The sequence below is a fragment of the Pseudomonas sp. G3-39 genome, from assembly GCF_054790485.1.
In genome coordinates, this window is record NZ_CP186497.1 from 2984667 (window position 1) to 3008587 (window position 23921).

Below are 23921 nucleotides of genomic sequence, written 5' to 3' on the forward strand. Positions count from 1 at the left end.
ATGAAAAACAGCCCTTACTTCACCCCCGTCAAACTGGGCCTGCACACCCTGAAGAACCGCATCGTCCTGCCGCCCCTCACCCGCCAGCGCAGCACACAACCGGGCAATGTCGCCAACGCATTGATGGCCGAGTATTACCAGCAACGCGCCGGCGCCGGTCTGCTGGTTACCGAAGGCACGCAGATCGAGCCTCGCGGTCAGGGATACGCCTGGACTCCCGGCATTCACACCCCTGAGCAAATTGCCGGATGGCGCACAGTCACCGAAGCGGTGCATGCAAAGGGCGGCGTGATATTCGCCCAACTCTGGCACGTCGGACGTGTGTCCCACACCGCGCTGCAACCCGATGGGGCGGCCCCGGTTTCAGCGTCCGCCATCGCCACCGAGCGAGTCAGCGTGTTCATCGAAACTGCGCCGGGCGCCGGCGAACTGGTTACGCCATCCGCGCCGCGAGCGCTGAGCACCGATGAGGTCCAGGAACTGGTTCAGCTCTATATACAGGCGGCGCGCAATGCGATGGACGCCGGCTTCGACGGAATCGAACTGCACTGCGCCAACGGCTATCTGGTGAACCAGTTCATTTCTGCCCACAGCAATGCGCGCACCGATCAGTACGGTGGCTCGCTGCACAACCGCCTGCGCTTTCTGCGCGAAGTGGTGTCGGGTGTCGCCGAGTGCATCGGTAAAGAGAAAGTCGGCGTACGTTTCGCGCCGCTGTTCACCACCACCGATGAAGCGCGCACCTATCTGGGCATGGTCGAAGAGGACCCGCACACCACTTACATCGAAGCGATCAAAGTACTTGAGGATGTGGGCATCGCCTACCTGTCCATCGCCGAAGCGGACTGGGACGACGCGCCCGCGATGCCGCAAACCTTCCGCCGTGCGGTGCGCGATACCTTCAGTGGTGCGATCATCTACGCCGGGCGTTACAACGCTGAATCCGGTGCGCAGTTGCTTGAATCGGGACTGGCTGATCTGGTGGCTTTCGGCCGTCCGTTCATGGCCAACCCGGATCTGCCGGCGCGCATCGCCAATGACTGGCCGCTCAATCCACTGAATCCTGTGACGGTCTACGGCGGCAATGCCGAAGGCTATGTGGATTACCCGACCTACAGCGAATAATTCCGCGAATTCGCACAGCGCTCCCACTCACCGGGAGCGCTTCCTCTTCTCCCCCGCTATACCCGCAACCTCGCGCGCTGCGCTGCGAGGTTTTCGCATCTGCACAAAAAAGATTGCCGATTGATTGTCAGGTTTATTTTTTCAGCCTATCTTGAATAAAACCTATACAAAGCACTTCTTTACGTACAACTATTCCGCTACGGATTGGCCCCCACGCACAGCACTGCCGCGAGCACTCTGAATGAACCCACTACTAGCCAGCCATTACCGCGAAATCCTCGTCGGCGTCGGTGAGAATCCCGAGCGCGAAGGTCTGCTCGACACACCCCAACGTGCGGCCAAAGCGATGCAGTATCTGTGCAACGGCTATTCAATGAGTCTGGAAGATGTCACCAACGGTGCCCTGTTCGAATCGCAGAGCGATGAGATGGTGATCGTCAGTGACATCGAGCTCTATTCCTTGTGCGAGCACCACATGCTGCCTTTCATCGGCAAGGCACACGTGGCGTACATCCCCACCGGCAGGGTGCTGGGATTGTCGAAAGTAGCGCGCGTGGTGGACATGTTCGCCCGCCGTCTGCAGATCCAGGAAAACCTCACCCGGCAAATCGCCGAGGCGATCCAGCAGATCACCGATGCCGCCGGCGTGGCCGTGGTCATTGAAGCCAGGCACATGTGCATGATGATGCGCGGCGTCGAAAAGCAGAATTCGATCATGACCTCTTCGGTGATGCTCGGTGCCTTTCGCGACAGCTCCACGACGCGTCAGGAGTTCCTGCAATTGATCGGGCGGCGAAGTTGATTTCCGACCTTCGACAGGCGCGATAAACCTGTACACAGCAACCCCACTGTACAAGCACGATATTCCTATTTTCACCCCTATACCTGTGCACTCAGGGAGAACGGCAATGGCCCGACTTGTGCTCTTACTGGCTCTGGCACTCGGCGTTGCAAGCTGCGGCAGCGTGGATGTCAGCCACTATGCCGATCAGCAACCGGCGCTGGATCTGCAACGCTTTTTCAGCAAACCCGTGAAAGCCTGGGGGATGTTTCAGAAGCGCTCCGGGGAAGTGGTCAAGCGCTTTGAGGTCGACATCGTCAGCCATCGTGAAGGCGACAACCTGATTCTCGATGAGCGCTTCCTGTACAGCGACGGCACGCGCCAACGCCGCGTCTGGACCCTGACGCCCGAGGGCCAGGGACGCTGGAGTGGGCGTGCGGGTGATGTGGTGGGCGTCGCTACAGGTCAGGTCGCCGGTAATGCGCTGCACTGGCGTTATCGCCTGAATCTGCCAGTTGATGGCTCGACCTATGAAATGAGCATGGACGACTGGATGTACCAGATGGACGAGGACACGCTGATCAACCGCACCAGCATGTCCAAACTCGGGGTTGAAGTCGGCCAGGTGACCTTGTTCTTCCGTCGCCAGGGCGCGGGAGAAAATCAATGAACAGTGCTGAATTGATAGGCAAGGAGTGAAGCATGAATCTGCAAACCCTGACCGAACGTGCGGCCAACAGCGAAATTCGCGAGCTGGAGTTGCTGTCGCTTGAAGGTGGTTTTTATCTGGCCCGCGTCCGTCTGGATCACGGCCAGTTCACCTTGCTCGACGATGCAGCCAAACCGATGCATCTGCGTTCAATCACCCATCTGCGTGACTTGCTGCAGACCGTGCCGGCATTCCCCTGCGTGCTGGTGCAGCAATGCGTGCACGACGAAATGTGCGGGCGTGATAGCGGGCCCGTCGAAGAGCTGCGGATTCCGTTTTCGCTGGCCACATCGCTATGAAACGGATGCTGTGAATGAACCAGAACCGTCGGTTGTGCCTGGTACTGGGCGATCAGTTGTCCTTCGACTTGGCTTCCTTGCAGACGCTCGATAGCGAGCGCGACACTGTGCTGCTGGTCGAGGTCATGGAAGAAGCCAGCCATGTGCCGCACCACCCGCAAAAGATTGCCCTGATCTTCAGTGCCATGCGCCATTTCGCCCAGGCCCTGCGAGATCAGGGCGTTCGTGTCGAATACGTGACCCTGGATGATCCGCACAACAGCGGCTCGGTGCCGGGGGAATTACGCCGCTGGCAACAGCGGTTGCAGGTCGAAGAAGTGCACGTCACCGAATGCGGGGACTGGCGCCTGGAGCAATCGATCAGGGACTCTGGCTTGCCCATCCATTGGCACGCGGATACGCGTTTTCTGTGCAGTCGCGCCGAGTTCGCCGCCTGGGCCGCCGGCAAAAAGCAGTTGCGAATGGAGTTCTTCTATCGCGAGATGCGCCGCAAGAGTCGCTTGCTGCTCAATGGCGACGGCACGCCGGTGGGTGGTGCGTGGAATTTCGATGCGGAGAATCGCAAGGCCCTGCCCAAAGGCGTGAAAGCCCCCTACCCGATCCGTTTCGGCAACGACGTCATCACTGGCGAAGTGCTGGATCTGGTGAAGGCGCGCTTCAGTCAGCATTACGGTGCACTCGACGACTTCAACTACCCGGTCACCCACGCCGACGCGCAGGCGCTGTGGGAGTATTTTCTGGATTTTGGCCTGGCAGGATTCGGCGACTATCAGGACGCCATGGCCAGTGACGAACCGTTCCTGTTTCATGCGCGCATCAGTGCCGCGCTCAATATCGGCCTGCTGGATTTGCGGCAGTTGTGCAGTGACGTCGAGTCGGCCTATTGGGCCGGCAGGATTGCCCTGAATGCTGCCGAAGGCTTCATTCGGCAATTGATCGGCTGGCGGGAATATGTGCGCGGCGTGTACTGGCTGAAAATGCCGGACTACGCACTGGGCAACGCATTCGGCAACGACCGGCCACTGCCCGAGTTCTACTGGACCGGTGCGACGCAGATGAACTGCATGCGCCAGGCCATTGGCCAGAGTCTGCAGCACGCCTACGCGCACCACATTCAGCGGCTGATGGTCACCGGCAATTTTGCCCTGCTCGCCGGCATCGCGCCGAGCCAGATCTGTGAGTGGTACCTGGCGATCTATATGGACGCCTTCGACTGGGTCGAGCTGCCCAACACCTTGGGCATGGTCATGCATGCCGATGGCGGTTACCTCGGTTCCAAACCCTATTGCGCCAGTGGCCAATACATCAATCGCATGTCCGACTACTGCCGAAGCTGCGCCTACAAGGTCAGCGAAAGTACCGCGCACAATGCCTGCCCGTTCAATGCGTTGTACTGGCATTTTCTGATGCGCCACGGTGAACAACTGCGCGGCAATCAACGCATGGCGATGATGTACAAGAACCTCGACCGCATGCCGCCAGCCAGACAGGAGGCGCTGTGGCAACGCGGGCAGAACCTGTTGGCGCGCCTGGATAACGGCGAATCGATCTGAAATGAGCGCTCGCTTGCGCGGATGGTGAAACTTAAGCACAGCGCGCCCGGTCAACGGATGATCGGCGCTCAAGTCCCCTGCGAGCGCGACGTTCACTGCTCGCGTTGTGCCTACGCGCTCTATGAAGCCAGCCCCTGAACATTCAATAAAGCAGGTCACATGGATACCCTTGAACACCTTAGTCGCGAAGCGCTTGAGTCAGAGGTAAGGCGATTGCGCGCGGCGCTTCAGAGCACCCTGGTCGACACGCAGGACGTTGACCTCGATCGCGACATGGCGGCGCAACTGCAAGCCAGTCGGGATGCGCTCGCCCGCAGCGAGGCACGCTTCATCACCATTCTGGAAACCATCGAGTCGGCGTTCGCCATCGTCAAGGTCAAATTCGACGCCGAGGATAAACCCGTCGATTACTACTTCGTCGAAGCCAACCCGGCGTTCGAACACCAGTGCGGGGTCAACCTGCGCGGCAAATGGGTGACCGAGTTCGCGCCGAATCTGGAAAGCTTCTGGTTCGAAACCTACGGCCATGTGGCCAAAACCGGAGAGCCGGCGAACTTCGAAAATTACGCCAACACCTTCGAACGCTGGTTCGACGTGCGCGCGGTACGGGTCGGCGATCCGGCCGACCGGCAGATCGCGATCCTGTTCAACGACGTCACCCAGCGGCGCGACGCCGAGGAGCGTTTGCGTGCCAGTGAAGCGCTGGCGCGGGAGAACGTCGAGCGTGTGCAACTGGCGCTCGCCGCTGGTGCGATCATCGGCACCTGGCACTGGGACCTGCTCACCGATCGTTTTGCCGTGGACGAAGCGTTCGCCCGGGTGTTTGATCTCGACCCGGCGCTGGGCCGCGAAGGGCTGAGCCTCGAACAAGTCATGGTGACCGTGCATCCCGAAGACCAGGATGGACTGACCACCGCGATCAACGAAGCCATCGGCCGTGGTGGCGCCTACTCCCACCAGTACCGTGTGCGCCGCACAGACGGCAAATATCAGTGGATCGAGGCCAACGGCCGTGTTGAGTGTGCCGATGATGGAACGCCGCTGCGCTTTCCCGGCGTGCTGATCGATGTCGAGGAACGGCGCAATGTCGAAGCGGAGCGCGACCGCGCCATCGCCGCGTTGCGCGCGCTCAACGATACGCTGGAGCAGCGCGTGTCATCGCGCACTTCAGAGCTGATGCAAGCCGAAGAGAAACTGCGTCAGTCGCAGAAAATGGAAGCCGTCGGCCAACTGACCGGGGGCCTGGCGCATGACTTCAACAATTTGCTGGCCGGCATTTCCGGCGCGCTGGAGTTGATGGGCGCGCGGATCAGCCAGGGCCGGCTGAATGAGGTCGACAAATACATGGTAACCGCCCAGGGCGCGGTCAAGCGAGCCGCCGCCCTGACCCACCGTCTGCTGGCGTTTTCCAGACGCCAGACCCTCGATCCGCGGCCGACCGACGTCAACACGTTGATGACCGGCATGACCGAACTGATCCAGCGTACGGTCGGCCCCAGCATCGTTCTGGAAACCCGCGCCGCACCGGGGCTCTGGCCAACGCTGGTGGACGCCAGCCAATTGGAGAATGCCCTGCTCAACCTGTGCATCAACGCGCGCGATGCGATGCCCGATGGCGGGCGCATCACCATCGAAACGGCCAACCGTGCGCTGGACTGCGAGACGGCGCGCACGCTGGACATGCCCGAGGGCGAATACCTGTGCCTGTGCGTGACCGATACCGGCACCGGCATGACCGCCGATGTAATCGCCAAGGCCTTCGACCCGTTCTTCACCACCAAACCGCTGGGCCAGGGCACGGGGTTGGGGCTGTCGATGATCTACGGTTTCGCCAAGCAGTCCGGCGGCCAGGTGCGTGTGCATTCGCAGGTCGGCCAGGGCACAGAGATGTGCATTTACCTGCCGCGCTACCATGGCGAGCCCGTGCCGAATCAGGATCACAAGGACAACACGCCGGCAGCCTTGCCCAAGTCTGGCGAGACAATTCTGGTGGTGGACGACGAGCCTACGGTGCGTGCGCTGCTGACTGACGTGCTCGGCGATCTCGGCTACACCTTGATAGAGGCCGCTGACAGTGTGGTCGGGCTGAAGATGTTGCGCTCGGACATCCACATCGACTTGCTGATCACCGACGTCGGCTTGCCGGGCGGCATGAACGGTCGGCAACTGGCCGATGCCGGCCGGGAAATCCGCCAGAATCTGAAGACCCTGTTCATTACCGGGTACGCAGAAAACGCGGTGATTGGTGCCGGTCAATTGGGCCCGGACATGCAGGTGCTGACCAAGCCGTTTGCTGTCGACACGCTGGTGGCGCGGGTCAGCGACCTGATGGCGATGAAATCCGAATGAGCGACCGTTGCGGCGCTGTAATCCCAGAGAGAGTGGCTGCGGCCAAGGAGTGAAAAATGGTGACGTTTCTGATTTTTCTGATCGCGTGCGGCGCTGCGGCGACTACCGGGGTGATTTTCAAGCCCGGGCCATGGTACGAAGGGCTCAATAAACCCGGATTTACTCCACCCAATTGGGCGTTTCCGGTGGCCTGGACCATTATCTATCTATTGCTGGCCTGGGCCGGTTATCGCTTGAGCCTGATTCCTGGCAGTCAGACAGTGTTGGCGCTGTGGGCCGCGCAAATTGCCTTGAACACGTTGTGGACGCCGGTGTTCTTCGGCGCGCATCAGGTGGCCGCCGCCATGGTGATTCTGCTGCTGTTGTGGCTGGTGGTCGCGGTGATGGTGTTTATGGCGTTGCGCCTGGATTTGATCACCGGGTTGATCCTGTTTCCTTATCTGGCCTGGTTGTGTGTGGCGGCGGCGTTGAACTTCTCGATTCTGCGCAATAACCGTGGTTGATGACGGCAGCTGTCATAACTCGCATTTTTTCTGACAAAAAGGCGGTTTTTCAGGCATTCAAAATATCTTTCCAGGCCCTTGAAAGCGCAGGTCCCCGCTCAGGACGGGGATTTCGCAATGAACAACAGTTCATTACTGAATTAGTGATTTAACTAGGTAGTTACCTATCTATATAATGCACGCCTCATTTCAACGGGACATTCAACGTGAAGCAGAGTCAACGCCTCTCGGGCATATCAAAATTCATTCTGGTCGGGCTGGGGGTGATCATCGCCCTGCTCGGCCTGGCACTTGCGGCTGGCGGAGTGAAGCTGGTCAGCCTGGGAGGGTCGTGGTACTTCCTCGTGGGTGGTCTGGTGATGGCCGTTTCCGGTCTGCTGATCGCTCGCTTCAAGACGGCCGGCGCCTGGTTGTTCGCGGCGTTTCTGGTCGGGACAGCGATCTGGGCCGTGAGCGATGCCGGGCTGGTGTTCTGGCCGGTGTTCTCGCGTCTGTTCATGTTCAGCGCCGTGGGGCTGGCGGTGACGCTGGTCTACCCGCTGCTCAAACGTGCCAACGGTGGTGTTCCAGGTCGCGGTGCCTACGGCCTCGCGGCAGTGTTGGCAATCGCCCTGGCGGTGGCTGCCGGCAACATGTTCGTTGCGCACCCGACTGTCGCCGCGACCGGCACTGGCCCGGGCCTGACCCCGGTTGAGCCAGACAAGGCGCAAAAAGACTGGGCGCACTATGGCAACACCGAGGGCGGCAGCCGCTTTGCCGCGCTGGATCAGATCAACCGCAATAACGTCGACAAGCTGAAAGTGGCGTGGACCTACCACACCGGTGACGTCGCCGAAAGCGATGGCAACGGTGCCGAAGACCAGCTCACTCCGCTGCAGATCGGCAACAAAGTGTTCATCTGCACCCCGCACAACAACCTGATCGCGCTGGATGCCGACACCGGCAAAGAGCTGTGGAAGAACGCGATCAACGCTAAGTCGAAAGTCTGGCAGCGTTGCCGTGGCATGGCTTATTTCGATGCCACCAAGGCCATCGCTCAGCCAAGCAACTCGAGCATCATCGAAGCCAAACCGGCACCGGCCGCCAATTGCCAGCGCCGTCTGCTGACCAACACCATCGACGCCCGCCTGATCGCGGTCGATGCCGACACCGGCGAGTTCTGCCAGGGTTTCGGCAACAACGGTCAGGTTGACCTGAAGGCCGGTCTCGGTGATGTACCGGACAGCTACTACCAGCTCTCCTCCGCTCCGCTGATGGCCGGCACCACTGTGGTGGTCGGTGGTCGTGTAGCCGACAACGTACAGACCGACATGCCGGGCGGCGTGATCCGTGGTTTCGACGTGATCACCGGCGCCATGCGTTGGGCCTTCGACCCGGGCAATCCGCAGGACAAACAGGCACCGGCCGACGGCAGCACGTATGTACGCAGCACGCCGAACAGCTGGGCGCCGATGTCCTACGATCCGGCAACCAACACCGTGTTCCTGCCAATGGGCAGCTCGTCCACCGACATCTATGGTGTCGAGCGCAGCAAACTCGATCACACCTACGGCGCCTCGATCCTCGCGCTGGACGCTACCACCGGTGATGAACGCTGGGTATTCCAGACCGTGCACAACGATCTCTGGGACTTCGACCTGCCGATGCAGCCGAGCCTGATCGACTTCACCAAGGACGGCAAAAGCGTTCCGGCGCTGGTCATCGGCACCAAGGCCGGGCAGATCTACGTGCTCGATCGTGCCACCGGCAAACCGTTGACCGAGGTTAAAGAAGTCCCGGTCAAAGCCGCGAACATCCCGAACGAACCGTACTCGCCAACCCAGCCGAAATCGGTGGGCATGCCGCAGATCGGTGCGCAGCATCTGACTGAATCGGACATGTGGGGCGCCACCCCGTACGACCAGTTGCTGTGCCGGATCGATTTCAAATCGATGCGTTACGACGGCCTGTACACCGCGCCGGGTACTGATAAATCGCTGAGCTTCCCGGGTTCGCTGGGCGGCATGAACTGGGGCAGCATCTCCACTGACCCGGTGCACGGCTTCATCTTCGTCAACGACATGCGCCTGGGTCTGTGGATTCAGATGATCCCGTCGCAGAACAAGGCTCAAGCCTCCTCCGGTGGCGAAGCGTTGAACACCGGCATGGGCGCGGTACCGCTCAAAGGAACGCCTTACGCGGTCAACAAAAACCGCTTCCTGTCGGTGGCCGGCATTCCTTGCCAGGCACCGCCGTTCGGCACCCTGACCGCGATCGACATGAAAACCCAGAAAGTTGCCTGGCAGGTTCCGGTCGGTACCGTTGAAGACACCGGTCCGCTGGGCATCCGCATGCACCTGCCGATCAAGATCGGTCTGCCGACCCTCGGCGGCACCCTGTCGACCCAAGGTGGCCTGATCTTCATCGCCGGTACCCAGGACTTCTACCTGCGCGCCTTCAACAGCGGCAACGGTGAAGAGGTGTGGAAAGCGCGCCTGCCGGTTGGCAGTCAGGGCGGCCCGATGACCTACGTTTCGCCGAAGACCGGCAAGCAGTACATCGTCATCACCGCCGGTGGTGCTCGTCAGTCGACCGATCGCGGCGACTACGTGATGGCTTACGCCTTGCCGTAAACCGCAGCGCCCGTGCTGAACACGGGCGCTTTCTTTTTGCGCGCGGCACCTGAGGGTGCCGCGCCGCTTTCCGATATCGCTACAGCTTTGAGCAGGAAGATCTCCATGTTTGGTTTTACTCGTAACGGCTGGGTCAACGGCGTGCTGTTGGGCCTGACCTGCACCACCCTGCCCGCCTTCGCCGATACCGATTCGAACCTGTTGACCCGCAACACCCTGACCGGTGACTGGGGTGGCCTGCGCCACCAGATGGACGAAGACGGGATCAAGTTCACCGGCGATTACACCGGCGAAATGGCTTACAACGCCGACGGCGGCCTGCACCGCTCCGGTCGTTATTCGCAGAACATCAAGCTCGGCGCGCAGTTCGACCTGAGCAAGTTGTATGGCGTAGAGAACGCCGGCAAGGTTCAGCTGACCATCAACGACCGCCGCGGCAACAGCGCCTCCGAAGATCTGGTTGGCAACCGTCTGCCGATCCAGGAAAACTACGGCGGCCTCTACACCCGCCTGACCGAACTGAGCTATGAGCGCAGTCTGTTCACCCCGGCGCTTAACGTGAAGCTGGGCTACATGGCCATGGGCAACGACCTCGGCGGCCTCGACAGCGGCATTCTGTGCAACTTCATGAACGCCGGTTTCTGCGGCCATCCGCTGAACATGTCCGGCGGCAGCGGCTGGACCAACTACCCGAACGCACACCTGGGCGTGCGGGTGAAATACGACTTGTCGCCGTCCTGGCAACTGCGCGTAGCGGCGTTCAACGTCGATCCGGAAAGCAACGGCAACTCCAGCCGCGCCTGGCATCTGGGCCCGAAACACACCACCGGCACCGTGGTGCCGATCGAACTGGTTTACAAGCACGCGGGCCAATTGCCTGGCGAATACAAGCTCGGTTACTACTACGACAGCTCCGACGTGAAACGCATCGGCAGCGACAAGGAAGTCTCCGGCCGTGGCGGTCACTACCTGCTGATCGATCAGGCCGTATGGAGTTCGCCAACGTCCGAGGGCCGCAGCCTGCATGCGTTCGGCCAATACTCGGCGGCCAGCGAAGCGGCTTCGCCATTCAGCAAGTGGTACGGCACCGGTCTGGTGCTGTACAAACCGTTCGAAGGTCGCCCGCGTGACACCGTCGCTCTGGGCTATGGCCGCGCCGTGCCTAACCCGCGCAGCCGCGACGTACAGCAGGACGCCGCCATGGCCAATGGCACGCAGTTCCCGAACCTGGACAGTGGCGAGCAGTTGATCGAACTCGGCTACGGCTACCAGGCCACGCCTTGGTTGACACTGCGTCCGAACATGCAATACATCATCGAACCGGGCGCGTTTTCCGGGCAGGACATCGACAATGCATTGGTGTTTGGCTTGCAGGTGAAAGCCTCGCTCTGACTTCTGGCAGAACTGCAGGCAATAAAAAACCCGGCGTAATGACCGGGTTTTTTATTGCCTGAAAATTGTCGTAACCAAGAAGCTCACTCGACACCGAACCTTTACCCCCGAACCAGCGTCGGAGCTAGGGCGTTAACGCTTACCGCTCGCCACGAGGTTTCCGTTTGAAAGCAGCCATCGTCAAAAAATACCGTTTGATCATCAAGACCATGGGCTACGTGGGCTGGTCGCTGTTCTGGTTGTTGCTCTGGGACATCGCCGTCACCGTCGACTTCATGTTGTTCCTGAACGCCAAGATCAACCTGCCGCTGATGCCGCTGACGCTGCTCGGTTCAGCGCTGGTGGTGCTGATCAGTTTCCGCAACAGCAGCGCCTACAACCGTTGGTGGGAGGCGCGCACGCTGTGGGGCATGATGATCAACAGCTCGCGCAGCTTCGCCCGGCAGGTGCTGACGCTGCTGGATGATCCCGACAACGAAGTGAACCCGGTGAAGGCGACGCTGTTGCGCCGCCATGTGGCGTACGTCAATTGCCTCGCGGCGCATCTGCAGGGTCAGCCTTGCCCGGAGGAAGTCCGCGCGTTCATCCCGGCGGATGAGTTCGCCCGCAGCGGCACCACCAACAACTTTGCCAACGACATCCTCACCGGTTCCGCGGCGTTGCTGGCCAGGGAATACAAGGCCGGGCGCCTGGACAGCATTCGGCTGGCACGGCTGGAATCGACGATGGTCGATCTGTCCAACAGCCAGGGCGGGATGGAACGGATCGCCAATACTCCGCTGCCCTACCCCTACGTGTATTTCCCGCGCCTGTTTATCTCGCTGTTCTGCCTGATTGTGCCGGTGGGGCTGGTGGAATCGCTGGGTTGGTTCACCCCGCTGGCCTCGACGGTGGTGGGCTTCATGCTGCTGGCCATCGAACGCATCGGCACCGACCTGCAAAGCCCGTTTCGCCATAGCGAGCACCAGATCCAGATGGAAGCCCTGTGCGAAACCATCGAGAAAAACCTGCAGTCGATGCAGCGTGATTCGTTGGGGGATGTGCACAGGGTTGAAGAAACGGCTTGAGGAACGATCTGAGCTACGCCAGGGCGTGAAGCCCTGGCGAGTCACAGGTATTACTTCTTCTTTTTCGCCGGCTTGTCAGCCTTCTTTGCATCCTTGGCCTTTTCCGGCTTGCTATCGGCTTTTTTCGCCGACTTTTTAGGTTCGGCGTCTTTCTTCTTGTCTTTCTTGTCGGAGGACTTGGAAAGCGCCGAAGCTGCCGCTGATTTCTTTTCCGGCGAAGACTTTTTGTCTTTCAAGTCCTTGCTGGCTTTCGAAGCGTCGTCTTTTTTGCTTTTCTTCTCGTCTTTAGCCACGTTGACCACCTCTCGGAATGTGCCGGTATTGGCACCGGGCCTGTGCGAATGAACACAAGCTGATCGTTAGGCGTGGGCGTTCGGACGGGGTTCAGATTATTTAGAGTTGGAGAGCGTTTAACCAAGAGGCCAGCAATTTTTGAAGTGGATTTCAATCAGGCCGGCAAATAGCCCATGGAGGCGCAGGGGTAAACTTTGACTCGATCCACTGTTTGAAAGCTATTACCACGGCGCTCGGAAACTTGGCTGACGGCCTGACCAGGTAAACCCCACCAGCGGTGTCGAGTTGCCAGTCCGGAAGAACGTGAAGCAATTTTCCTGCAGCAATGTCATGGCGCATCAGCCATTCGCCTGCGCCGAGTATCCCTGAATCAGCGCAAGCGGCGGCAAGTAACGATTCGCTGTCGTTGGCCGTGAGGTTTCCTTTTGGCGCGACTGTTTGCAACTCGCTGCCGCGAAAAAGCCTCCATTGCGGAAAAGACGCAAGGCCACTAAAGCGAAGGCAATTGTGCTTGATCAGGTCGTGTGGATGGTCGGGCATGCCATGCTTTTCTATGTAAGCGGGCGAAGCGCCGAGGATCCGGCGGTGGTCACTTAACCGTTTGGCGATCAGTCGGTTGTCTTCCAGTTCTCCGATTCGGATCGCAGCGTCGAATCCTTCGTCAATGATGTCCACCAGGCGTTCGCTATAGTCTGCGAGGATCGAAACGTGCGGATGTTCCTTGAGAAACTCCGGCAACATCGGACCAAGCCAGCGCCGTCCCATGGCTGCCGGCAGTGCAAGCCGCAACGTTCCTCGAACTTCGCTGGCACCTTGCGTCGCCTGCTGTTGCGCTTCATTCATCAGGTTGATGGCCGAGCGCAGATGCTGCTCAAGCTTGGCACCTACTGGCGTAATTCGAACCTGACGGGTTGAACGCTCGACGAGACGCACACCGAGGCGCTTTTCCATGGCGGCCAGTCGTTTCGATACGACGGTTGGGTGTCGCTGCAGGAGCCGACCTGCAGCGACAAACGAGCCTTGGGAGGCAACGGCCAGAAACGCAGCGATTTCGTCACTGTGCTGACTATTCAGAACATCAAGATTCATGGTTTTAGAATGATCGCCCCCGATGACTGCCCTGACTCCAATGCCGTATGCGCCTGCGATGCATCTTTCAGAGCGTAGCTGGCCCAAATCCTGGGCTTGATAATACCTGCGCCTATGGCGGCCAGCACATCCTGCGCCCGTTCCTGGTACTCACAGGCACTGGCGGTGTGTGCTGCCAGTGAAGGACGTGTGAGGAACAGCGAGCCTTTAGCATTGAGCGTCGACAGTTCTACAGCCGAGGGCGCACCTGACGAGGCCCCGAACGAAACCATCAGCCCGCGTGGCCGGAGACTATCCAAAGACGCCTGGAAAGACGCACGGCCAATAGGGTCGTAGACCACGTCAACCTTTCTGCCCTGGGTAAGACGGCTGACCTCAGACGCCAGGTTGTCGGCATTGAATACCAACACCTCATCACAACCGGATCTCAGCGCTTTTTCGACGCTGGCCAGTTTTGAAACCACACCAATCACTGTCGCCCCCAAGTGCTTGGCCCATGGCACCATGATTTCCCCCAATCCTCCAGCCACGCCATAGATGAGAACTGTGGTGCCCTGTGCCACTGGATAGGTGGTTTTTAACAGGTACTGCGCAGTGATGCCTTTGAACATGACAGCTGCGGCATCATCGAACGACAAGGCGTCGGGTATCTTCACCAGTCGCTCGGCTGGATAAAGTCGGGCCGAAGCATATGAGCCAATGGGCCCAGTAGCATAAGCGACCCTATCACCAACGTGCACATTGCTGACGCCCTCACCCACGGTGACGACTCGCCCGGCCCCCTCCAATCCGAGTCCGGATGGCAGCGCAACAGGCACCGCACCCTTGCGTTGAGTCACATCGAGGAAGTTGACCCCGATGGCGTCCTGTTCAATCCAGACCTCACCTGGCCCGGGCAATTGTTCGCTCAACGTTTCCAGACTCAACACATCAGGCGCGCCGAACTGATTAAAGCGGATAGCGGATACCATGGTCGTTTCCTCTAAGGTCAGAAGTCTTCCAAACAGATGCCGCTAGTGTGAGAACTGACTTACCGACGAACAAGACGGGCTGACTGCAAGACATTAATGCATGATTTGCAGCAATAACATCATGGAATGGAGCGCTGCATCAGTTGCGGCGCTGTAAATACCAACGGTTCAAAACTGTCAATAGCACAGTTGTGCGACTGTTCCGCAGATAGCGCAGTGATAGGCTTTTCTGGCGTCACATTACGCGAATGCCCGATCTGTTCAGAAGGCAGGTCGGGGCCAATGTTTAAGCCCGCTGTCAGCTAACTGAAAGGATTCGAACATGAAAAAGTCCATGACTACCCTGGCCATCGCCGCGACACTCGCTCTCGCCGCAACGGTCACAAACGCTGCCGTTCATCCAACGACCATCAGTGCTCCACAGACGGTCAAGCAGGCGACCGCCTCGATTGACACGCCTTTCGCAACCCAGCGAAAAGCCGGAGAAATCCAGACGGCCAGCCTGGCCAGAAGCTGCTCTGATGAGCGCTATTCCTGGTGGGAATTCAGTGGCTGGGAAATAATCGCCTGCCTCGGAAGCGGTCAGTGGTAATTATTCAAACGAGTCTGGTGCGTGACTTATGTGCTGAGCACGCACCAGCGCCTGTTGTAGCCAAACGACAGTCCTTACTCTCGGCGATTGAGCCAATGCCGCAACCGCGACTCCGCCCTGCCCCACGCTCCCTCCGCTCTGATACCCCCGCATGCACCCCCGGCTTGGGGTAATCTTCAAAACATAAAGGTAGGTATGACCGGAATGAACGACAGCCGGAAATTCCAGCGGCTGCTGATCAGGTCATCCGGATGAATCGCCGAGTACTGAATTTCCCCGGAGATCCTCACCGGCAACTTGCCGAAATTGAAGATTCGCCCAGCGCCGATCCCGATGGGAAACGTGACTTTGTTGCCGCCCTCGGCCTTCCAGTTGACCGTGACGTTGGGGGTCATGCCGATGCGCCACTGTTCCGGCCCTGGAATCGCCCGCTGAATGAAATACTGCACATTGGTCAGGCTGACGTCCTTGCGCTTGCTATCACCGCCAACCGACCACCAGTGCTGCGGGAACACGCCAAGGGTCCAGTCCGGGCCGAGGTACGCGGCGACGAACGCCGGGCCCAGCGAGTATTTGCCCGTACCGAGCACGTCTTCTTCGGCAGTCGGAAACATCGCGGTCGGGCCGAAGCCCCAGACCATCTTGCCACCCCCGGCAAAGCGGATCGGCTCCTTGGGCGAAAACACACCAACGTAGGCCAGGTCGCCGAAACCGCTGGTACGGTCGAACGGGTCCTGCACGACCGAGGTGAAGTCACCGCGATCGTGCAGAATCTCGTTGGGGCCCATGCCAATCAGGTTACCGGCCTTGCGGTTGACCGGGGCGCTGACGTAGCTGATCGGCAGGCGATTGATCAGGTTCCAGTCTTCACCAAGAGAGATCGGAAAAGTCGGCATGAAACTGTATTTGCCGAGCATCCGTGTGCCGTTGCTGTGCGGACCTTTGAGCGCGGTGTAATCGTACTGGTTGAACAGCAGGACAAGGTTGCCCACCGGGTTGTCCATCAGTCTGGATATCTGTTCGGTGGACGGTTCGCAGCCGGCCTTGACCACTTCTTTCAGGTCAATGTCGAAGTCCTGTTGTAGCTGGTGGCATTTTTCCGGATCGACCTTGGCCCCTGCAACTGACGGGGAACCCAGTTTCGGCAGAGGGCTGGCGGCACAAGCCAAGCCACTGAGCACCGCCCCGCAGAGTGTCAGACTTAATCGCATCCTTATCGATTGCATCGATTTGCCCTCCATTTCACCAGGCGTACTGAAGGCGCAGGGTCCAAGTGTTCACGTCCGGAGTGCTTCTATTGTTTGATCAGATCACTTGGCTTCCAGCTCTGGTCAAAAAACGCCTGCTTCGGCCCATACAACCGCACGATCACCAGGAAGCCTTTCTCCGGTACGGTCTTGATCCAGTTCTTGCCCTCGCCCGGCGATGTCGGGCCGAAGTAGATGTCGGTGGAGCCGTCGCTGTTCTGCGCCGGTTTATCCATTTGATTGAGGGACGGGAACGGCTGGCCGTTGTCCAGGCCCGATGCCGTGAGGTTGTCGTAGGCGGTGACCGACCAGAACAATGCCGCCGGGACATTGGCCGGGAGGTTGAGCTTGTAGGTCTGGGCGCCGTCGAGGAACTTGCCCTCGGCGTCTCGGGTAGTCGCGGGATACTTGGCACCGGCGCCGACCATGTTCATGACCATGCCCGGGCTGTCGGAATAGGCCGAGGTGAAGAACGCCACGCGCTGCTCAAGATTGGTGAAGCTGCCGCTGGACTGGAACTCGGTGTTCTCCCCGGCGAAAGTGTTCACGTACTGGCGATCCTTGTAGTACAGACCGCCCGGCTCTTTGTACAACAAGTGGCTGGTCACCACCTTGCTCATCTTGAACGCGGTGCGCGCCGCTTCATCCAGCAGCTTGCGCCGCTCGGCATCCGGGGCGAAGGGCTTGCCCTTCTCGATGCCCAAAGTGTGCAGGAACCCGCGCATGTCCATGTCCGCCGGATCGACGGCTTCGGCGTCGATGAAACGCGAGAGCATGCCGAAGTAGCGACCGTCTTCGGGGAACAGCATGTTGATCGGTGCGCCGGTGGCGTCGGGGAATTGCATCGGCAGCGCCGAATCCTTCTTGCCCAGCGGATAGATCTTCGTGCGCTCGACTTCGGCTACCGGCACGCTGAGGTCTTTCGGGTCCTTGAAAAAGGTGCGCCAGAACAGGAACACGTTGTTGGTGCGCGAGCGATAGACGAATCCCTCGGTCGGCTCCGGCCCTTTGTAATCAGGCGGGAGCAGCACATAGGTGCCGCCCTTGCCCTTGTCGGGACCCGCCAGGCCAACGTCACCGCGCCAGGTTCTGCCGTCGATGGTCGGCCCGACAATCGGGCGCTGGAAGAAGTCATCGAACATGCCCTGCACGCCGGGCGGTGCTTCGACCACCAGCGGGCCGTACTTCGCCAGATCCAGATAGCTCATGGCGTAGACAAGGTCGGAATTTGGTGTGGTTACCAGAGTCTTGGCGTTGATGCGTTTTTTCCAGGTCGGCAGGATGTTGTAGCCCGCGCCGAACTGCTTCTCCGACGCTTCCTTCATCGACCAGATATTGATCGCCGGCAGAGCCCACAGATACGACTGCACGGCGCGCTGGAACACCAATTCGTCAATGAGGCTGCGTGCGGTCGCTTCGGTCGGGAAGCCTTTTTCAAAAGGCTGATTGGCCAGTTCTTCATAACGCGTCGCGGCATCGGCGAGGCCGCTTAGGGAGAGGCTTACGGCCAAGGCCATCAGTGAGGTGCGCAAACGGTTCATGGGCTGTCCTTATGAACGCAGTTGGAAATCGGTTCAGTTGACCTTGACCACCGCCGGTGGCGTCCACTGGCCATTCATCGCGGCCGCTTCCGGCCAGTAGGCGCGAACATAGAGCGAGAAGTCCGCGCCCTTCGGCGCCGGGAGCCAGTTGCTTTCCTTGTCGGCGCCCGGCGAATCGCTCTGCACGTAGAGCGTCAGCGAGCCATCGGCGTTGGTCTTGAGCGACTTGTTCTTGGTGCCGAGGGAATAGCGGCCCAACGAGTTTTCGGCGAAGAAATGCTGCTGGTTGTACAGCGTCAGCGACCAGAAACCCTTGACCGGCGGCAGCGCGCCTTTGGGGAAGGTCACGCTGTAGCGCTGGGCGCCGTTGAGTCGGACGCCGGACTCGTCCAGATCCTGATAGAAGTACTTGGTCTCGATCTGTTTGTTGACGAAGATGTTTGACCGGGCAACCGCCGTGCGCAGGAAGTAATCAGTGCCAAACGCTGCGCCGTTATCGATGGTGCTCCAGTGATTGGGCAATTGCTTCCCGTAGTTGCGGAACTGCAACAGCGGCTTGACCACGTCTGCATCAGACTTTTGCGCCTCGTCGATCATGGCTTTTTTCAGCTCGGGATCGCGCTGGGCGATTTGTGCCAGCACCGCCAATTGCGCATAGCGCGCCTCTTCTCCCGGCAGCGGTTTGGCGTCCTTGAGAATCGCCGGCAACTCATCGAAGAACTTTTCCGGGAGCACCCAGCGCGTTTCCTCGTCACCCGACGCCTCGGCAGGGAATTTCGGCGACTGGCTCCAGTCACGCTGCTTGAGTTTGCCGTCGTATTTGGACAGCGGGTACATGTCGATGCCCGACAAATAGTGCTGGATGGCCTTGCGATCTTCGGCCGTATCGTCCTGGAACACCCGCGGAATCACGAAACCGGTATTGGTCTTTGCACGAAAGACCTGGGTGATGCCCTCAGGCACCTTGCCGTTCCAGTCCGGCCCCACCAACAGATAGAAGCCCGGCTTGGTGGCGTACATTTTTCCTAGCTCGGCGAAGCTGTCGGAGCGCAGGTCCACCACCTGATAAACCCAAAACCGGTCGCCAAAGTCCGGGACCTGCAAAACCACCGGTTCGATATCCAGCGCAATGCTGCCCGCACCGTAGACCACATCCTGGTTCGGACAAGCCACCAGGCGTTCCCCCGGTGAAATGTAGTCGGTGAGCATCGACAGATGGTTGATCGGCGCCACGGGCACGATGCCCCCCATCAACCCGGCCTGCGGCAGATCCTTGAACTTCAGGCGGCGATTATAAATATTAGCCATCGGCCAACCCCAGAAATACGCCTCCCGCGCCATCATCCGTACGTAGGTTTCGGTCACCTTCACATCGGCTTCGGGGCCGGATACCTGCACTACGGGCGAGGTCTGTGCCTGCACGGCAACTGCGCCGAGCAATAGCGCGGTAGCGAGCAGGCCGCTGGCGAATAAAGGTGTTTTGTTCATACGGAAGGCATCCTTGCTTGGGACGGTTTCTCGGTGAATCAATCTTCTGGTGGAAGATTGTTCGTTAGAAAAACCTAGCAGAGGAAATGAGATCGGCCAGAAAAGGTATGAAAAATTAAGATCCTATTTCCATTTCTGATAACTGCTCCTCAGCTCTTGGCCGACATTCCAATGTTGAGGGCAAGAAATCTGATAAGGATCGCGACGGAAGAAAGGCATCACAGTGCTCGTGCAGCTGTAATGGCCCAGAGCAAGCGTTTTTTGACCAGCGCTGGAGGACGCATGATTTGATTCGATCAATAGAGATGAAGTGTGTTGCCCCCTTATCCAAGGGGCAACGTACAAGCGTTGGTGAGTATTGTTAAGCCACCATCTTGCTTCTTTACCCGAGTGCGCTGGCAAACGCCTGGGGCGTCGGGCTCTCCTCCCATTGTGCAACGCCTTGCGGCAGAACCAGCCAGGGTTGTTTGCGTCGCGTCCAGATATGCGCCACCGGCGTGAAGCGCTCCGAACCTTCCAACACGCCGCCCCGCACCACACGCATGCCGGGCGCGGCGCTGGTCTCGTTGAACAGTCGGGTATGGCACTCGCCGCAGGCATGTTGCGTGGAGGTATGCCCTTGGTGCTCGTGTACAAAGGTCGCCGTTTCGCCCGTCACCTGCACTGCCGAAGCCGCGCATAGCATGTGCAGGCCGAATGCACTGCCGCTCCAACGCTGGCAGTTCAGACAATGACAGGCATACAGCGGTGGCAGTTGCTGCGCCTCGATTTCGATGCTGACGCGCCCACACAGACATTGACCGGTGAATCTCATGCGTTGACTCCTTACAATGACGCCCGGATAAGTTCGGCGCGCATGATCCCTTTTCACACGCCCGAGCAGAAGAGCAAAAAAGGAGCAGCTGTTGGTCAAGAATGTATGAGCGGTCTTGAATGGGAGAGCCAGCAGGTGTTCCTTGCGGTGCTGCGTTCCGGCAGCCTGAGCGGTGCTTCGAAGTTGTTGGGGATTGCGCAGGCCACGGCCCGCCGACGCCTCGATCATCTTGAGCAGACACTCGGCTTGAGCCTGTTCACCCGCACGCCCTCAGGCCTGACGCCTACGAGTGGGGCGCAGCGCCTCATCGATCATGTCGAGGCCATGGATCTCGCCGCGCAAGCCTTCAACCGGGCGGCCAGCGCTGAAACGTCGGTGGACCACGGCACGGTGCGGCTGACCTGTGGCGAGTTGCTGGGAGTGGAGGTATTGCCCGCTTTACTGCGGAACTTCCATTACGACCATCCTGGACTGAAGCTCGAACTGAGCATCGGCGACGCACTGGAAAACATCGCCAGGCTGCAATCGGATATAGCCGTACGCCTGATGCGTCCGATGGAGGCCGATATCGTGGTGCGGCGGGTCGGCAGCTTGCGGATCGGCGTCCATGCCAGTGCCGAGTGCCTGGAGCGTTATGGTGAGCCCGTCAGCCTGACGTCGCTGCGCCAGCGGCCGTTGATCGGGCCAGACCGTCGCTCAGCTGACTTGCGTCGCTTGGTCGAAGCCGGGCTGTGTGAAGCCGATCAGCATTTCGCGATTGCCACGGATCACCACCTTGCGCAACTGGCTGCATTGAAAGCGGGATTGGGCTTCGGTCTTTGCCCGATACCTATCGCCAGAAATCATGGGCTGATTCACGTATTGCCAGACAGCTTCGGCTTCGAGGTCGAAGTGTGGATCGCGATGCACAGTGACTTGCGCAAAATCAAACGGATCGCCAAGGCGTTCGAAGTGGTGGGTGAGGAACTGCATCATTATCTGCGCTCGAACGCCCCCTGAGGGAAGTGATCCATGCCAGCACCAGTCCCTGCCCGCCATACCGGGATAATCGCGATTTATTGGTCTCGCTCTGAATCAACCGGCGCGAACGCTTTGGCAGCGGCCACGGTATCCAGAGATTCGCGCAGCAGCTGAATCCTGCCGTCTTTGGCCACCAGGCGGCCGGCGTACATTTGCTGGTAGATGCGCCCAGTGGCAGGCACCAAGGCCTCTACGCTGTATTCGGCAAACGCCTGGTCGGGTGTGTCGATCAGAAAGTGAACGTTGCGAAATTTGAAGTCCGGCACTTTACCGAGCAATGAGCCGATGAAACTCTCAATGGCGGCGGGGCCTTGCACACGGTGGGGAATGCCCAGCGACTCCAGGTAGGGCAACTCCAGCACGCCATCCTCCGCGAAAAGTGCTGCCGCCAGGTGCGGCGTCTGGATGGCATCCAGGTAGTTTTGAAGTAATTCCACGGCATTTTTCATGACGACTTTCTCCGAAACGCATAAGGGATGGGCACGCTGCAGGTGCTGACCTGATCACGTTAGGAGATCCCTTTGATTTCAAAAATAGACGTTAATGAAAATCATCGTTTCATAATTGAAAGCCAACGCCTCATGACGGCCATCGCCATTCAGGCTGGCTTAGATGCTCGGCAAAGAAGTCCGACAGCGCTTTGATTTTTACCGGCCGGGTACGTGCCGAAGGGGTGACGAAATACAAACCGCCACGGGCCATGCTCCATTCCGGTAGCACCACGACCAAGCGTCCGTCTTTCAAGTATTCGCTGGCGATAAATTCCGGCAGTTCGGCGATGGCCTGGCCCTCAAGCAACACCGGCAATAACGCATCCGAGTTGGTCACTCTTAATGGACCGCTGGGCACCACGTCTTCTTCGCTGCCGTCTTGATGAGTGAATCGCCACACCTGGCTGCGGGCCCGGTAGGCATAACTCAGGCACGTGCGGGACGCGAGTTCGCGGGGATGGACAAGGTTTCCATGAGCTTGCAGATAAGCCGGTGAGGCGACCAGGTATTGAGTGACGGCACACAGGCGCCGTGCAACCAGCGAGGAATCCGGTAATACGGCGATGCGTAACGCCGCATCAAAGCCCTCGGCGATCAGGTCAACCGAGGCATCCGAAAGGTGCAGGTCAATCGACAGCTCGGGATACTGGCGCAGCAACTGCGGCATCAGTGGTGCCACCCAACGCAAGCCAAACGACATGGGGATCGCCAAGCGTACTTGGCCGCGGGGCTGGACCGATAAATCCTGAGCCTCGCTTTCCACCTCTTCAGCCTGCCGATAAATCTCACCCGCCTTGGCCGCCATGCTCGCGCCGAATTCGGTGAGTGCCAGTTGCCGCGAGGTGCGGTTGAACAAGCGCCCGCCCAGACGCTCCTCCAACCGTGCGACAGCTCGCGATACCGTCGGCACCGACACACTCATGACCCGTGCCGCGCCAGCGAACGAGCCCTCTTCGGCTACCTTGGCAAACATCGCCAACCCTTCAAAATCCGGAAGTCTGCTCATTTCATTTCTGCAACGATAGGTTTCAGACAATTCTATTTTGAAAGTATTTTCCCGTCGATAAGCTTCTCCCACACCGCAACTCACTCAATCGAAATACGGGAGAAACACCATGACTGACAAACTCGAAGGCAAAATTGCATTGGTTACCGGCGGCACCTCAGGCATCGGTCTGGCCACTGCCAAACGCTTCGCTCAGGAAGGCGCTCACGTCTATATCACGGGCCGTCGTCAAGCCGAACTGGACGCCGCTGTCGCCGCGGTTGGCAACGCCACCGGCGTTCAGGTGGATTCCGCCAACCTTGATCAGTTGGACGCGTTGTATCGCCAGATTGGCGCAACCCACGGCCGAATCGATGTGCTGTTCGCCAATGCGGGTGGCGGATCGATGCTGCCACTGGGTGAAATCACTGAACAGCAGTACGACGACACCTTCAATCGCAACGTAAAAGGCGTGCTGTTCACTGTGCAAAAGGCACTGCCACTGCTGGCCCAAAAAGCCTCGGTGATTCTCACCGGCTCTACGGCGGGCAGCTCGGGCACCGCCGCATTCAGTGTTTACGCCGCGTCCAAAGCCGCCGTGCGTTCATTTGCCCGCAACTGGATTCTGGACTTGAAAGACCGCCAGGTGCGCATCAACACCATCAGCCCCGGCGCCACCCGCACGCCTGGCCTGGTTGAATTGGCCGGCCCCGATGCCGCTCAGCAGCAGGGCTTGCTCGACTATATGGCCTCGCTGATCCCCATGGGGCGTGTCGGTGAAGCTGACGAAATTGCCAGCGCCGCGTTGTTCCTGGCCTCCGATGACGCCAGTTTCGTTAACGGTATCGAGCTGTTTGTTGACGGTGGCCAGGCGCAAATCTGAGCAGCCAGCGGGCGATTGTCGCGGTCGCCCGCCACCCCACGCCTGAGTGTGTGCATTACCAACCCGGACGGCGTTCGCTGGTGCTATTGTCAGGCGCAGATTGAGCGGGTGTCACT

22 protein-coding genes are annotated in these 23921 nt (G+C 59.4%); 13 read left to right on the forward strand and 9 right to left on the reverse strand.

Features of this window, described 5'->3' with window-relative positions:
• The 10 genes from ACOYXG_RS13195 (at nucleotide 1) to ACOYXG_RS13240 (ending at nucleotide 12390) form a co-directional block, all read left to right on the forward strand.
• On the forward strand, nucleotides 1-1125 hold the full coding sequence (locus tag ACOYXG_RS13195) for an alkene reductase (RefSeq protein WP_460358274.1): 1125 nt from the start codon (nucleotides 1-3) through the stop codon (nucleotides 1123-1125).
• Between the two features lie 241 nt (nucleotides 1126-1366).
• Nucleotides 1367-1927, forward strand: a complete 561-nt coding sequence (folE, locus tag ACOYXG_RS13200; protein WP_097089804.1) for a GTP cyclohydrolase I FolE — start codon at nucleotides 1367-1369, stop codon at nucleotides 1925-1927.
• Between the two features lie 106 nt (nucleotides 1928-2033).
• The gene (locus ACOYXG_RS13205; RefSeq protein WP_460358276.1) at nucleotides 2034-2576 is read left to right on the forward strand and encodes a DUF3833 domain-containing protein; all 543 of its coding nucleotides are present in this window, start codon (nucleotides 2034-2036) and stop codon (nucleotides 2574-2576) included.
• A 32-nt stretch (nucleotides 2577-2608) separates the two neighbouring features.
• Entirely contained in the window at nucleotides 2609-2914 is a 306-nt protein-coding gene (locus ACOYXG_RS13210) for a DUF6482 family protein (RefSeq protein WP_115989781.1), read from the forward strand.
• Nucleotides 2915-2928: 14 nt separating this feature from the next.
• Nucleotides 2929-4467 carry a cryptochrome/photolyase family protein gene (locus ACOYXG_RS13215; RefSeq protein ID WP_460358279.1) on the forward strand — a complete coding sequence of 513 codons (1539 nt, stop codon included), beginning with the start codon at nucleotides 2929-2931 and terminating at the stop codon, nucleotides 4465-4467.
• A 159-nt stretch (nucleotides 4468-4626) separates the two neighbouring features.
• Nucleotides 4627-6816: an ATP-binding protein gene (locus ACOYXG_RS13220; RefSeq protein WP_460358282.1), complete on the forward strand. Its 2190-nt coding sequence runs from the start codon at nucleotides 4627-4629 to the stop codon at nucleotides 6814-6816.
• A 59-nt stretch (nucleotides 6817-6875) separates the two neighbouring features.
• Nucleotides 6876-7319, forward strand: a complete 444-nt coding sequence (gene tspO / locus ACOYXG_RS13225) for a tryptophan-rich sensory protein TspO (protein WP_027611782.1) — start codon at nucleotides 6876-6878, stop codon at nucleotides 7317-7319.
• A 206-nt stretch (nucleotides 7320-7525) separates the two neighbouring features.
• On the forward strand, nucleotides 7526-9931 hold the full coding sequence (locus ACOYXG_RS13230) for a glucose/quinate/shikimate family membrane-bound PQQ-dependent dehydrogenase (protein ID WP_460358285.1): 2406 nt from the start codon (nucleotides 7526-7528) through the stop codon (nucleotides 9929-9931).
• Nucleotides 9932-10036: 105 nt separating this feature from the next.
• A complete protein-coding gene (locus tag ACOYXG_RS13235) occupies nucleotides 10037-11323 on the forward strand; it encodes a carbohydrate porin (RefSeq protein ID WP_027611780.1) in 1287 nt (428 codons plus the stop codon).
• A gap of 164 nt (nucleotides 11324-11487) precedes the next feature.
• Nucleotides 11488-12390 carry a bestrophin family protein gene (locus ACOYXG_RS13240; RefSeq protein WP_135295812.1) on the forward strand — a complete coding sequence of 301 codons (903 nt, stop codon included), beginning with the start codon at nucleotides 11488-11490 and terminating at the stop codon, nucleotides 12388-12390.
• Nucleotides 12391-12440: 50 nt separating this feature from the next.
• Here the strand turns inward: ACOYXG_RS13240 and ACOYXG_RS13245 are convergent, their stop codons facing one another.
• The 3 genes from ACOYXG_RS13245 to ACOYXG_RS13255 form a co-directional block, all read right to left on the reverse strand.
• Nucleotides 12441-12683 (reverse strand): hypothetical protein, encoded by a 243-nt coding sequence (locus tag ACOYXG_RS13245; RefSeq protein ID WP_103367089.1) that lies wholly within the window; start codon nucleotides 12681-12683, stop codon nucleotides 12441-12443.
• 151 nt (nucleotides 12684-12834) lie between these two features.
• Nucleotides 12835-13773 (reverse strand): LysR family transcriptional regulator, encoded by a 939-nt coding sequence (locus tag ACOYXG_RS13250; RefSeq protein WP_027611778.1) that lies wholly within the window; start codon nucleotides 13771-13773, stop codon nucleotides 12835-12837.
• Nucleotides 13770-14744 carry a quinone oxidoreductase family protein gene (locus ACOYXG_RS13255; RefSeq protein ID WP_027611777.1) on the reverse strand — a complete coding sequence of 325 codons (975 nt, stop codon included), beginning with the start codon at nucleotides 14742-14744 and terminating at the stop codon, nucleotides 13770-13772. Before ACOYXG_RS13255 ends, ACOYXG_RS13250 begins: the two co-directional genes overlap by 4 nt.
• 322 nt (nucleotides 14745-15066) lie before the next feature.
• Here ACOYXG_RS13255 and ACOYXG_RS13260 point away from each other — a divergent pair, with 322 nt between their 5' ends.
• Nucleotides 15067-15336: a hypothetical protein gene (locus tag ACOYXG_RS13260; RefSeq protein WP_096796008.1), complete on the forward strand. Its 270-nt coding sequence runs from the start codon at nucleotides 15067-15069 to the stop codon at nucleotides 15334-15336.
• Nucleotides 15337-15512: 176 nt separating this feature from the next.
• Here the strand turns inward: ACOYXG_RS13260 and ACOYXG_RS13265 are convergent, their stop codons facing one another.
• The 4 genes from ACOYXG_RS13265 to ACOYXG_RS13280 all read right to left on the reverse strand — a co-directional run bounded on the left by ACOYXG_RS13265 (nucleotide 15513) and on the right by ACOYXG_RS13280 (nucleotide 20426).
• The gene (locus ACOYXG_RS13265) at nucleotides 15513-16547 is read right to left on the reverse strand and encodes a hypothetical protein (protein ID WP_460358291.1); all 1035 of its coding nucleotides are present in this window, start codon (nucleotides 16545-16547) and stop codon (nucleotides 15513-15515) included.
• 83 nt (nucleotides 16548-16630) lie between these two features.
• Nucleotides 16631-18124, reverse strand: a complete 1494-nt coding sequence (locus tag ACOYXG_RS13270) for a DUF1254 domain-containing protein (protein WP_460358293.1) — start codon at nucleotides 18122-18124, stop codon at nucleotides 16631-16633.
• Nucleotides 18125-18157: 33 nt separating this feature from the next.
• Nucleotides 18158-19612 (reverse strand): DUF1254 domain-containing protein, encoded by a 1455-nt coding sequence (locus ACOYXG_RS13275; RefSeq protein WP_460358296.1) that lies wholly within the window; start codon nucleotides 19610-19612, stop codon nucleotides 18158-18160.
• A 382-nt stretch (nucleotides 19613-19994) separates the two neighbouring features.
• Nucleotides 19995-20426, reverse strand: coding sequence for a GFA family protein (locus ACOYXG_RS13280; RefSeq protein ID WP_460358299.1), 432 nt, complete (start codon nucleotides 20424-20426; stop codon nucleotides 19995-19997).
• Between the two features lie 42 nt (nucleotides 20427-20468).
• Between ACOYXG_RS13280 and ACOYXG_RS13285 the strand changes: the two genes are divergently transcribed.
• Nucleotides 20469-21425, forward strand: a complete 957-nt coding sequence (locus ACOYXG_RS13285; RefSeq protein ID WP_096796004.1) for a LysR family transcriptional regulator — start codon at nucleotides 20469-20471, stop codon at nucleotides 21423-21425.
• Between the two features lie 56 nt (nucleotides 21426-21481).
• Here the strand turns inward: ACOYXG_RS13285 and ACOYXG_RS13290 are convergent, their stop codons facing one another.
• Both ACOYXG_RS13290 and ACOYXG_RS13295 read right to left on the reverse strand, forming a co-directional pair.
• Nucleotides 21482-21895 (reverse strand): nuclear transport factor 2 family protein, encoded by a 414-nt coding sequence (locus ACOYXG_RS13290; RefSeq protein ID WP_096796003.1) that lies wholly within the window; start codon nucleotides 21893-21895, stop codon nucleotides 21482-21484.
• Between the two features lie 130 nt (nucleotides 21896-22025).
• The gene (locus ACOYXG_RS13295) at nucleotides 22026-22943 is read right to left on the reverse strand and encodes a LysR family transcriptional regulator (RefSeq protein ID WP_460358446.1); all 918 of its coding nucleotides are present in this window, start codon (nucleotides 22941-22943) and stop codon (nucleotides 22026-22028) included.
• A gap of 109 nt (nucleotides 22944-23052) precedes the next feature.
• On the opposite strand from ACOYXG_RS13295, the gene ACOYXG_RS13300 reads away from it, so the two are divergent.
• Nucleotides 23053-23805 carry an SDR family oxidoreductase gene (locus tag ACOYXG_RS13300; protein ID WP_115989771.1) on the forward strand — a complete coding sequence of 251 codons (753 nt, stop codon included), beginning with the start codon at nucleotides 23053-23055 and terminating at the stop codon, nucleotides 23803-23805.
• Nucleotides 23806-23921 lie beyond the last annotated feature (116 nt).

Excerpts from the sequence above, each read along its gene's own strand:
- ACOYXG_RS13195 (WP_460358274.1), top strand. The coding sequence starts at position 1 with ATGAAAAACAGCCCTTACTTCACCCCCGTCAAACTGGGCCTGCACACC.
- folE (WP_097089804.1), top strand. The coding sequence starts at position 1,367 with ATGAACCCACTACTAGCCAGCCATTACCGCGAAATCCTCGTCGGCGTC.
- ACOYXG_RS13205 (WP_460358276.1), top strand. The coding sequence starts at position 2,034 with ATGGCCCGACTTGTGCTCTTACTGGCTCTGGCACTCGGCGTTGCAAGC.
- ACOYXG_RS13210 (WP_115989781.1), top strand. The coding sequence starts at position 2,609 with ATGAATCTGCAAACCCTGACCGAACGTGCGGCCAACAGCGAAATTCGC.
- ACOYXG_RS13215 (WP_460358279.1), top strand. The coding sequence starts at position 2,929 with ATGAACCAGAACCGTCGGTTGTGCCTGGTACTGGGCGATCAGTTGTCC.
- ACOYXG_RS13220 (WP_460358282.1), top strand. The coding sequence starts at position 4,627 with ATGGATACCCTTGAACACCTTAGTCGCGAAGCGCTTGAGTCAGAGGTA.
- ACOYXG_RS13235 (WP_027611780.1), top strand. The coding sequence starts at position 10,037 with ATGTTTGGTTTTACTCGTAACGGCTGGGTCAACGGCGTGCTGTTGGGC.
- ACOYXG_RS13250 (WP_027611778.1), bottom strand. The coding sequence starts at position 13,773 with ATGAATCTTGATGTTCTGAATAGTCAGCACAGTGACGAAATCGCTGCG.
- ACOYXG_RS13255 (WP_027611777.1), bottom strand. The coding sequence starts at position 14,744 with ATGGTATCCGCTATCCGCTTTAATCAGTTCGGCGCGCCTGATGTGTTG.
- ACOYXG_RS13260 (WP_096796008.1), top strand. The coding sequence starts at position 15,067 with ATGAAAAAGTCCATGACTACCCTGGCCATCGCCGCGACACTCGCTCTC.
- ACOYXG_RS13265 (WP_460358291.1), bottom strand. The coding sequence starts at position 16,547 with ATGCGATTAAGTCTGACACTCTGCGGGGCGGTGCTCAGTGGCTTGGCT.
- ACOYXG_RS13270 (WP_460358293.1), bottom strand. The coding sequence starts at position 18,124 with ATGAACCGTTTGCGCACCTCACTGATGGCCTTGGCCGTAAGCCTCTCC.
- ACOYXG_RS13275 (WP_460358296.1), bottom strand. The coding sequence starts at position 19,612 with ATGAACAAAACACCTTTATTCGCCAGCGGCCTGCTCGCTACCGCGCTA.
- ACOYXG_RS13280 (WP_460358299.1), bottom strand. The coding sequence starts at position 20,426 with ATGAGATTCACCGGTCAATGTCTGTGTGGGCGCGTCAGCATCGAAATC.
- ACOYXG_RS13285 (WP_096796004.1), top strand. The coding sequence starts at position 20,469 with ATGATCCCTTTTCACACGCCCGAGCAGAAGAGCAAAAAAGGAGCAGCT.
- ACOYXG_RS13290 (WP_096796003.1), bottom strand. The coding sequence starts at position 21,895 with ATGAAAAATGCCGTGGAATTACTTCAAAACTACCTGGATGCCATCCAG.
- ACOYXG_RS13295 (WP_460358446.1), bottom strand. The coding sequence starts at position 22,943 with ATGAGCAGACTTCCGGATTTTGAAGGGTTGGCGATGTTTGCCAAGGTA.
- ACOYXG_RS13300 (WP_115989771.1), top strand. The coding sequence starts at position 23,053 with ATGACTGACAAACTCGAAGGCAAAATTGCATTGGTTACCGGCGGCACC.